The organism is Marinobacter sp. (assembly GCF_048266785.1).
Lineage (GTDB): Bacteria > Pseudomonadota > Gammaproteobacteria > Pseudomonadales > Oleiphilaceae > Marinobacter.
Map to the genome: position 1 here is coordinate 436,285 of NZ_JBLWYX010000002.1, position 9,162 is coordinate 445,446.

A 9,162-nucleotide genomic window follows, 5' to 3' on the forward strand; every position below is an offset into this window, starting at 1 on the left:
AGCCAAAATCAGTCGGTTAGAGCATTGTCTGGGCAATGAGCACTTGACCCTTATAATTAAACGCTATCTTGTTGTTTGGCCTTCTATCAATGGTGAGCGAGTCCCCCCCTCCCCATCCATCTGAACACTAATCCTCGGTGCCGCAACATCAAGGTATCGTTCTTCCATGTTCCGCTTCAGTAGTAGATTAAAGGCCCGAGAGACATCCCACTGGCACTCTGGCTTGGTCCGCATCCGCATCCGCAACACCGGGCAACCTTCCTCAAACGAGTGAATGCCCTGCATCTCAAGCGGCGACCAGATCAGCCACCGCATATCCGGCTGTGTTCGCAATTCCTCAGCGGTCTCGTTCATCAGAAGTATGGCGTCATCAATAGGCAGTTCGCGGGGAATCCGGATCTTGATCAGCGCGATACCAAACTGGCGAGACATGTTGTGAATGGAGCTGATTTTGCTGAAGGTAATATGGTGAACAACGCCTTCAAGATCTCGCATCCGAACGGTGCGTAAGTTAAACCCTTCCACGGTTCCCATGAAGCCGTTGATCTCCACAAAGTCGCCCACGGACATGGAGTCTTCAACCACAATGAACAGGCCTGTAATCAAATCCTGAACCAGCGTCTGGGCACCAAAACCGACTGCCAAACCAATGATACCGGCACCTGCCAGAAGGGGTGTTACATCGACGCCCAGCGTGGCCAAGCCCACAAATATAGCGATAATTATAATCGTGATGAACAGGGTGTTTCGGGCAATGGGAACAATGGTCTGAGCCCTTGCGGGGTTGATCCGCTTATTGCGTTCGTCGCCGCGCAGCGCCCGCTCCAGAAGCTCATCCACAAAAATCCAGACGATACTGGCAATCAGCCATGTGAGAATTATACCGATCAGGCTGTTGGTTAAGCCGATGCTGATCGGCGGTTTTTCACCCAGGCCCAGCAGGGACAAGTCCCAGATCTGCAGAATCAGCTCAAAAAACGCCAGCCATGCTGCGGTCTGTAGCAAGCGATAACCAAAGCGCACCAACCTTTGGCTGAACTTGCTAAGCGCCTGGTGCTTGGGACTGTTCTCCTGAATGCCAAAGAGCCCCTGGATAGTGAGCGTTACCGCAAGCAGTAGCGCGCCGATCATGGCCTTACCCAAGGCCGCATCTGCCTCTCCATCGTTCACAAACGCCGCGACCACCGAGGCGCTGATGGCCAGCAGCATCGGGATATGCCAAAGCCGGGCCAGCAGGGCGGTTACTTCCCGCCATACGCTCTGGTCTTTGCGCTGCTTGTAGGGCCGGTTGCGGATCAGGTGAGTAACAGGGCGGCGGTTTCGAACGATAAGGAAGAAGCTCAGCAGGGCGGCAACGATGCTGAAGGTCAGAGCCAGCGCACTGGCCAGTTCTGTGCCGAGCAGTGAGGTGAGCTCCGCTGTGCCCAGCGCATCCCCAAGGGCGAAGAGTACGCCGATAATGAACAGGGGCACCAGCATTCGCCGGCGCAGGATAAGCACGGCGGTCTGGCGATGGCCACTGGAGAAAATGGAGATAGTTACATCAAAGAATGACGTCAGCCCGCGGGCAGCGAGAGCGGCGTAAGCCAGAATTAACACCGTGGTTTGAGCGCTTTCCGACATGCCGAACGTCGGCAGGCCTGCCAGAAGCGCGGTAAAGGTAATCAGCCAGGGTAAAATGCGCCGCGCGAAATGTGCGACCAGCATCCACGTTCTGGGCTGTCTTGGCATTTGCACTGGCCAGTCGCGCCAGGCAAAAAACAGACGGGCCAGGCGTGAAAGCCCCCAAAGTGCCACGAGCCACACCGTAAGCCCGGCTATGGTTTCAGCCAGTACGCGAAACGATGCCCCCGTCAACAGTTTATCGGCAGCAAGGTAGGCGTTGTGAAAATGCGTTTTCCATTTTCCAAGGGATGTTTCTGCAGAGCTATTTGGGCTGGTTGCGTCACCGAAAAAAACTGAAAGCGCACCGAGCAGCCCATGGTCGGTGGCGGATTCTTTTGCAGTTTGCGACGCTTCAGCCTGCAGCCCCTGCTGTATGGACTTGAGTTGCTTGACCAGAGCCCGCCGGCTATCGTCGTCTTGCAGGGCCTGAATGGTTACCTCAAGGGACGCCTCCAGTTCTTCGGGCGAAGCCTCTTCTTTGTCTGTCTGTTCGGAAGATCCGCCCGAAAGCCCGGGTATACCGGGGAGCGTGAAGGGTTGGGCTTGAGCCGCGCCAACCGCAGAAAACAGTAAGAAAAAGCCAAAAAAGAGCGCAGTGAGCTTCAAATTTCAACCTCTTCAAACAAATCCGGCACTTCTGAGTCCCATCCAAATTTCTCACTGATGCGCTTGCGCATGATGTCGCTGGCCAGCATCTCGCCGTGGGTAACGTACACCTTCTCTGGTTCAAGAGAGCCCTGTTCAAGCCATTGCAGGAGCTCATTATAGTCGCCGTGAGCGGAGAGGGAGCCCATATTGTGGATCTCGGCTTTTACTGGCCAGTATTCCCCGTGTATTTTTACCGACTCTACACCCGCCACTAACCGATCGCCCCGGGTTCCTGGAGCCTGAAAACCAGCGAAAACCACGCTGTTCCGGTGATTTGGCAGCAGAGTTTTCAGGTGGTGGAGAACCCGGCCGCCGCTGGCCATGCCACTGGCGGATACAATTACGCAGGGGTAGCGAACCGAGTCCAGCTTGATGGATTCGTCCACGGTGCGGACGAACTCGGTATGGTTGTCAATTACTTCGCACTGGCTGGCGCTCAGCTTGTGTTCTTTATGGTGTTTGCAAAAAATCTCTGTGGCTTTGATCGCCATGGGACTGTTGAGAAATACCGGCAGTTTTGGAATGCGCCCCTCTCTCATGATCTTGTGGATCACGTAGAGCAACATCTGGGCACGGCCAACGGCGAAAGTCGGTATTAAAACAATGCCACCACGGCTTGCGGTGCGGGTGATAATCTCTGCCAACTCGGTCTCCGGGTCGGTTTCCTCGTGCAGTCTGTCGCCGTAGGTGGATTCGCACACCAGTACGTCGGCTTTCCTGATGGGCTCCGGTGGTCGCATGATCGGGTCACTCTGGCGGCCCACATCACCGCTGAAGACCACTGTGCGGTCATGAGCTTTGTGATGAACGTGCACGCAAGCAGAGCCCAGAATGTGCCCGGCGGGGGTAAAGGTCACTTCAAAGCCTTTCACCGGCTCGAAGGTTTCGTGGTAGTGAAGGGGTTCAAAGTGTTTCAGGGCTTCCCAGGCATCCTTCACGGTAAACAACGGCTCGGGGCGTGCATGTTTTGAGAACCCCTTGCGGAAGGCGTATTTCGCGTCCTCTTCCTGCAGGTAACCCGCATCCGGAAGCAGTACCTTGCACAAATCGTGGGTGCCCTGTGTGCAGTAAATCTTGCCTTTGAAGCCGTTTTTTACCAGCGCCGGCAGGTACCCTGTGTGGTCTATGTGGGCGTGGGTCAAAACCACGGCATCAATGGTGCTGGGGTCTACAGGGAACTTCGCCCAGTTCCTTCGGCGCAGGGTTTTCACGCCCTGGTACATACCGCAGTCGATCAACACCCGGTGTTTATCATCGGAAAGCAGGTAGCGTGAACCGGTTACCGTGCCGGTGCCGCCGAGGAAACGAAGTTTCATACGTAAAAGACCTTTCTGGCTGACGAGGCAACAGGGCCTCTGAGACGCAGTTAATGTTGTTGTATCAGGGTGCCTGAAAGCGACGAGTCAGAAAAGCCCGAATGCGACTGGCCCTCACTATTTGTTACTATACGGGTATACAAACGACGCAGGATGCAATCCATGCCATACAGCTCATTACTCGCGGATGTGATTAAAATCGCGGATGAAGCCAGTGAAAAAGTGCTCCGTATCTACCAGTCCGACTTTACAGTGAGCTACAAGGAAGACGAATCGCCCATCACAGCGGCAGATGTTGCGAGCCACGAGATCATAGTAAAGGGCCTGCGCAGTTTAAGCCGGGACATACCGATTCTTTCAGAGGAGGGTGCCCAGGCCGATTGGGAGGAGCGCAAGCAATGGCGGCGGTTCTGGCTGGTTGATCCGATTGACGGCACCAAAGAGTTTACCCAACGCTCTGGCGAGTTCACGGTAAATATTGCGCTGATTGAAGGCGGTGAGCCGGTAATGGGCGTCGTCACGGCCCCCGCACTAAAGGAAGCGTTTTGGGGTGTTAAAGGTGAAGGCGCTCACAAGCGTGACCGAACCGGGCGAATTCACCGCATCCGCGTGGCAGAGCCCCAGGCAACCAAGCGCGTCGTTGCCAGCAAGAATCACATGAATGATGAGACGCGTACCTTTATTAAGGCTCTCGGAGCTCACAAAACGATTCAGGCTGGCAGTTCCCTCAAATTCTGCCGAATAGCAGAAGGCCACGCCGATATATATCCGCGCATGGGGCCGACCAGCGAGTGGGACACCGCCGCAGCCCACGCCGTGCTGCTTGCCGCCGGCGGAAACGTGCACTCGTTGGAGGGCCAGCCTTTGCAGTACGGCAAAGAGGATGTGCTAAATCCGTATTTCATCGCTGCAGGGAACTGGTACTTCTGAGGCGCTTTCAGGATCACGGCTCATTATCAACTGACACCGGAATCGTATGACTTGGTACGCACTCCAACACAAGCCCGCCCAAGGCGATCGGGCACTTGCCCATTTGCAGAATCAGGATATCGCCTGTTTTTACCCGAAGATCCAGGTTGAAAAAATCAAAGCGGGGAAGCGCATCAAAAAGCTTGAGCCGCTTTTTCCCGGTTATTTGTTCGTCAACCTGGAGCAAACGGACCCAGCATGGGCAAAACTGCGCTCCACCCGCGGTGTGATTCGTGTCGTCAGCTTCGCTAACAAGCCTGCCGCCATAGCAGATGACGTTATTCGGCACGTCAAAGACAGTCTTGATTCTGTTACACGGCAGGGTGGGCTCAAGTCTGGTGAGGCGGTTCAACTGGGCGAAGGCCCCTTTGAGGGAATCAATGCCGTTTTTCAGGCGTATGATGGTGAAGATCGGGCCATTGTGCTGATTAGCTTTATGCAGAAGCAGCAATCGGTGAAGGTGCCAGTTTCGGCAATAAAGCGTTAAACAGCGAGAATTACTTACTGGCAGGTAACGGAAATGATCAGCCATACACTGTAAACTGGAGGTCTTTCCGGCGCTGAATTAGATCTCGCCAAATCTCATACTTCAATTACAAGTTATATATCGCGGGCTACAGTTAAATGAATGATACGCAAAACACGATTCCTGGCGGTCAACGGCCAGATTATTCTGATGAAATCAGTCTGGTTGACCTCGTTGCAACGTTTATCCGCAGGCGTCGGGTTTTTTACGTTGTCTTTATTACCGTCACGCTAGCTGGCTTAGCATACGCAGTGTGGATGCCGGATGAGTATGAGTACTCCAGCCTTATTCAGATCGCTCAAAAAGACAACGGAGAGTTTGTTCAGCCACCAGAAACGACAATTGCAACATTGGAAAGCCGCTGGTTACCGGAAGTACAAACCATTTATCGCGAAAAACAGGGCAGAAAACTGCCCTTTGATCTGTCCTTCAATAACCCCGAAAGCACCGGCCTCATTCGTTTCAGCAGCAGCGCGACCAAGGATGATGGAAAAGCCGTTAGCGCCGCTCATAGTGCGTTGGTCAAAAGCGTAAAGGGGCATCAAGATGTCTTGGTTGAGGGAAAGCAGGAAAGTCTTAAGCGCCAAATAGAGTCGCTGGAAAGCGCCATTGACACATTGAAGGGTGAGAAGGACGCCGGTGAAGCGATAGCTGGCGCCATAGAGAGGCGTTCAAGGCTTGAGGGTGAGCTCGAAGGCTTTCATGGAGTTGAGGTGCTTGTTACCAGCCGTCAAAGTGCTGAGAAAATAGCGCCGAAGCGCAGCCTGATTATGGTGTTGGCGGTATTGCTCGGTGGCATGTTGGGTGTTTTTGTCGCCTTTATGAGTGAGTTTGCGGTTACTGTAAGAGAGCATTTGGCAAGCGCGCGCTGACAGCGATGCAGTTGGGAGCGTGTTTTATTCTCCTTGGCTTTTTCTGTAATTGCCGGCAACTTATTTCTATGACCTTAAAACACTGGGCCCTGGTCGGTGGGGCGGTAGCGTGCCTGACCGGCAATTTAGCGTCAGCGGCGCCCTGGCTTGAGCCGGGGGATGTACGTGCCCGGCTGGCAGTCCATGGGTGTGTAAGGCCAGGTGATGGGCGAAGACGAAGCCGACACCGACACCGGTGAATGGCAACTAGACGATAAAGACGAAAGCTTCGCACCGACCGATTGGGACCTGGTCAAAGCCTTTAGGGAAAATCACCTGAGCGTAAGCGAGAATAAAGACACCGCGGAATGCTTACGGTAAGCATCAAGAGCTTGTCGCCGATTGCTGCGAAAGAATGGGCCACAAAACTGATTGCGAGCATCAACGAGCACATGCGCCGGGAAGATGTAGGAACCTCAGAAGCACGCATAGCCTATTTGGAAGGCAAGCTTAGTGAAACAAACATCGCCGGCATGCAACAGGTATTTTATCAACTGATCGAAAGCGAAACCCGCACGGTAATGCTGGCCAACGCGCAGCCGGAATACGTGTTCAAGACCGTAGACCCGGCTGTTGCACCGCAAGAGAAGAGTGAGCCAAAGCGAGCTTTGATTGTTATTTCAGCCGTCATGCTTGGGGGCATGCTGGGTATATTTGTTGTCTTCATACGTGCCTTCATCAAATCCAATAAAGCTGAAGAGAAATTATGAAACTGTTAGTAACCGGCGGCGCCGGCTTCATAGGCTCCGCAGTCATCCGCCATATCATCAGCAACACCCAAGATGAAGTGGTCAACCTCGACAAACTCACCTACGCCGGCAACCTGGAAAGCCTAACTGAGGTGAGCAGTAACGAACGTTACGCCTTCGAACAAGTAGATATCTGCAATAGAGCCGAACTGGATCGCGTGTTAGCCCAACACCAGCCAGACGCCATCATGCACCTGGCCGCCGAAAGCCACGTAGACCGCTCCATCGATGGCCCCGCCGATTTCATAGAAACCAATATCGTCGGCACCTACACCCTGCTGGAAGCTACCCGTCAATACTGGCAGACAATGAGCGCTGACCGTTGCGAAAACTTCCGCTTCCACCACATAAGCACCGACGAAGTTTACGGCGACCTCCCGCACCCCAACGACAATTCCGAGGGTGAGAGAAACTTCCCCTCTCCCCGTGTGGGAGAGGGGCCAGGGGAGAGGGGGCAATCTTTACCACTCTTCACCGAACAAACCCCCTATGCCCCCAGCTCCCCCTACTCAGCCAGCAAAGCCAGCTCAGACCACCTGGTACGAGCCTGGCAACGCACTTACGGCCTGCCGGTACTGGTCACCAACTGTAGCAACAACTACGGCCCCTACCACTTCCCGGAAAAGCTAATCCCGCTGGTGATCCTCAACGCCCTAGAAGGTAAGCCACTCCCGGTTTACGGCAAAGGCGACCAGATCCGCGACTGGCTATTTGTGGAAGACCACGCCCGTGCCCTCTACAAAGTGGTCAAAGAAGGCACACCCGGCGAAACCTACAACATCGGCGGCCACAACGAAAAACAGAACATCGAAGTCGTCCACACCATCTGCGACATCCTCCAGGAACTCCGTCCGCAGGAGCGCAGCTACCGGAACTTGATCACCAACGTAAAAGACCGCCCCGGCCACGACATGCGCTACGCCATAGACGCCAGCAAAATCCAGAAAGAACTCGGCTGGGCCCCGGAAGAAACCTTCGAAACCGGCATCCGCAAAACCGTGCAGTGGTACCTCAACAACCTGGACTGGTGCCAACGGGTACAAGATGGCAGTTATCAGCGAGAACGTCTGGGGGCAGGGGCATGAACATTCTACTCCTGGGTAAAACTGGCCAGGTGGGTTTCGAACTCCACCGCACCCTCTCCCCCCTTGGCACCACCACAGCCCCGGGCAGGGCAGAACTGGACCTGATGGATGAACAGGCCGTTAACCAATACCTGACCGACACCAGGCCGGATCTGATCGTAAACGCCGCCGCCTGGACTGCGGTAGATGCCGCCGAACAGCAACTGGCAGAAGCCGAGCGCCTCAACACTGGTCTACCAAAACAGTTAGCGGAATACGCCGCCGCCAACAACGCCCGTTTGGTCCACTACAGCAGCGATTATGTCTACCCAGGCACTGGCGAAACGCCGTGGCAGGAAACCAGCCCCACAAGTCCTCTGAGCCACTACGGCAAAACCAAGCTTCAGGGTGACCAGGCCATCGAACTCAGTGGCGCGGACTACCTCATCTTCCGTACCAGTTGGGTGTACAGCGCCCGCAGCGACAACTTCATGAAAACCATGCTGCGCCTGGCGCAAAGCAAAACCGAACTCAACATAGTGGCAGACCAGATTGGCGCCCCCACGCCCGCAAGGCTGATTGCCCAGGTAACCACCCTGGCCATCCACAGCCGGATGGCAAAAGGCCTCTACCATCTGGCCCCCAAAGGCGAAACCAGTTGGCAGGGCTTCGCTAGGGAAATCTTCCGCCTGGCGGGCCAAAACACCGCAGCAAACCCCATCCCGACCAGCGATTACCCTACGCCCGCAACCCGGCCGCTGAACTCGCGTATGGACGTAAGCAAACTCGAACAATCGCTGGGCATCCGACTGCCAGATTGGCAAAGCCAACTGGGTCAGACCCTTAGCGAATACCTGGAGCAGTAAATGAAAGGCATCATCCTCGCTGGCGGTTCCGGCACCCGTCTGTACCCCATTACCCGAGGCATCTCCAAACAGTTGCTCCCGGTGTACGACAAACCGATGATTTACTATCCGCTGTCTGTTCTCATGCTCGCGGGTATCCGGGACATCCTCGTGATCACCACCCCGGAAGATCAGGGTGGTTTCAAACGCTTGCTCGATGATGGCAGCCAATGGGGTATTAACCTGACCTACGCCGCGCAACCCAGCCCGGATGGTTTGGCGCAGGCGTTTATCATTGGTGAGGAGTTTATCGGGCAAGACACCGTATGCCTGGTATTGGGCGATAACATCTACTACGGCCAGGGTCTGAGTAATATGCTGCAAACCGCAGCAGCCAGGGGCAAAGGCGCCACCGTATTCGGCTATCAGGTTACCGACCCGGAACGCTTTGGCGTGGTGGAGTTTGACG

At 54.9% G+C, this 9,162-nt stretch carries 10 protein-coding genes; 8 read left to right on the forward strand and 2 right to left on the reverse strand.

Annotation, left to right across the window (positions count from 1 at the left end; translation table 11 throughout):
* Positions 1-63: 63 nt before the first annotated feature.
* Together ACN0V1_RS05495 and ACN0V1_RS05500 are read right to left on the reverse strand one after the other, a co-directional pair.
* On the reverse strand, positions 64-2,271 hold the full coding sequence (locus tag ACN0V1_RS05495; protein ID WP_417544026.1) for a mechanosensitive ion channel domain-containing protein: 2,208 nt from the start codon (positions 2,269-2,271) through the stop codon (positions 64-66).
* Entirely contained in the window at positions 2,268-3,629 is a 1,362-nt protein-coding gene (locus tag ACN0V1_RS05500) for an MBL fold metallo-hydrolase (RefSeq protein ID WP_417544027.1), read from the reverse strand. Before ACN0V1_RS05500 ends, ACN0V1_RS05495 begins: the two co-directional genes overlap by 4 nt.
* A gap of 162 nt (positions 3,630-3,791) precedes the next feature.
* Here ACN0V1_RS05500 and cysQ point away from each other — a divergent pair, with 162 nt between their 5' ends.
* The 8 genes from cysQ to ACN0V1_RS05540 form a co-directional block, all read left to right on the forward strand.
* Positions 3,792-4,559: a 3'(2'),5'-bisphosphate nucleotidase CysQ gene (gene cysQ, locus ACN0V1_RS05505; protein ID WP_417544028.1), complete on the forward strand. Its 768-nt coding sequence runs from the start codon at positions 3,792-3,794 to the stop codon at positions 4,557-4,559.
* Positions 4,560-4,605: 46 nt separating this feature from the next.
* Complete coding sequence (rfaH, locus tag ACN0V1_RS05510) at positions 4,606-5,085, forward strand: transcription/translation regulatory transformer protein RfaH (protein WP_417544029.1); 480 nt, start codon at positions 4,606-4,608, stop codon at positions 5,083-5,085.
* A 137-nt stretch (positions 5,086-5,222) separates the two neighbouring features.
* On the forward strand, positions 5,223-5,996 hold the full coding sequence (locus ACN0V1_RS05515; RefSeq protein WP_417544030.1) for a Wzz/FepE/Etk N-terminal domain-containing protein: 774 nt from the start codon (positions 5,223-5,225) through the stop codon (positions 5,994-5,996).
* A gap of 204 nt (positions 5,997-6,200) precedes the next feature.
* Complete coding sequence (locus ACN0V1_RS05520) at positions 6,201-6,356, forward strand: hypothetical protein (RefSeq protein ID WP_417544031.1); 156 nt, start codon at positions 6,201-6,203, stop codon at positions 6,354-6,356.
* Positions 6,344-6,745 (forward strand): GNVR domain-containing protein, encoded by a 402-nt coding sequence (locus ACN0V1_RS05525; RefSeq protein ID WP_417544032.1) that lies wholly within the window; start codon positions 6,344-6,346, stop codon positions 6,743-6,745. Before ACN0V1_RS05520 ends, ACN0V1_RS05525 begins: the two co-directional genes overlap by 13 nt.
* A complete protein-coding gene (locus tag ACN0V1_RS05530) occupies positions 6,742-7,869 on the forward strand; it encodes a dTDP-glucose 4,6-dehydratase (RefSeq protein ID WP_417544033.1) in 1,128 nt (375 codons plus the stop codon). The genes ACN0V1_RS05525 and ACN0V1_RS05530 overlap by 4 nt, the downstream gene beginning before the upstream one ends.
* Entirely contained in the window at positions 7,866-8,714 is an 849-nt protein-coding gene (rfbD, locus tag ACN0V1_RS05535) for a dTDP-4-dehydrorhamnose reductase (protein WP_417544034.1), read from the forward strand. The genes ACN0V1_RS05530 and rfbD overlap by 4 nt, the downstream gene beginning before the upstream one ends.
* A partial coding sequence (locus ACN0V1_RS05540) for a sugar nucleotidyltransferase (RefSeq protein ID WP_417544035.1) occupies positions 8,715-9,162 on the forward strand: 448 nt, incomplete at its 3' end.

Excerpts from the sequence above, each read along its gene's own strand:
- rfbD (WP_417544034.1), top strand. The coding sequence starts at position 7,866 with ATGAACATTCTACTCCTGGGTAAAACTGGCCAGGTGGGTTTCGAACTC.
- rfaH (WP_417544029.1), top strand. The coding sequence starts at position 4,606 with ATGACTTGGTACGCACTCCAACACAAGCCCGCCCAAGGCGATCGGGCA.
- ACN0V1_RS05500 (WP_417544027.1), bottom strand. The coding sequence starts at position 3,629 with ATGAAACTTCGTTTCCTCGGCGGCACCGGCACGGTAACCGGTTCACGC.
- ACN0V1_RS05525 (WP_417544032.1), top strand. The coding sequence starts at position 6,344 with ATGCTTACGGTAAGCATCAAGAGCTTGTCGCCGATTGCTGCGAAAGAA.
- ACN0V1_RS05530 (WP_417544033.1), top strand. The coding sequence starts at position 6,742 with ATGAAACTGTTAGTAACCGGCGGCGCCGGCTTCATAGGCTCCGCAGTC.
- ACN0V1_RS05515 (WP_417544030.1), top strand. The coding sequence starts at position 5,223 with ATGAATGATACGCAAAACACGATTCCTGGCGGTCAACGGCCAGATTAT.
- cysQ (WP_417544028.1), top strand. The coding sequence starts at position 3,792 with ATGCCATACAGCTCATTACTCGCGGATGTGATTAAAATCGCGGATGAA.
- ACN0V1_RS05520 (WP_417544031.1), top strand. The coding sequence starts at position 6,201 with ATGGGCGAAGACGAAGCCGACACCGACACCGGTGAATGGCAACTAGAC.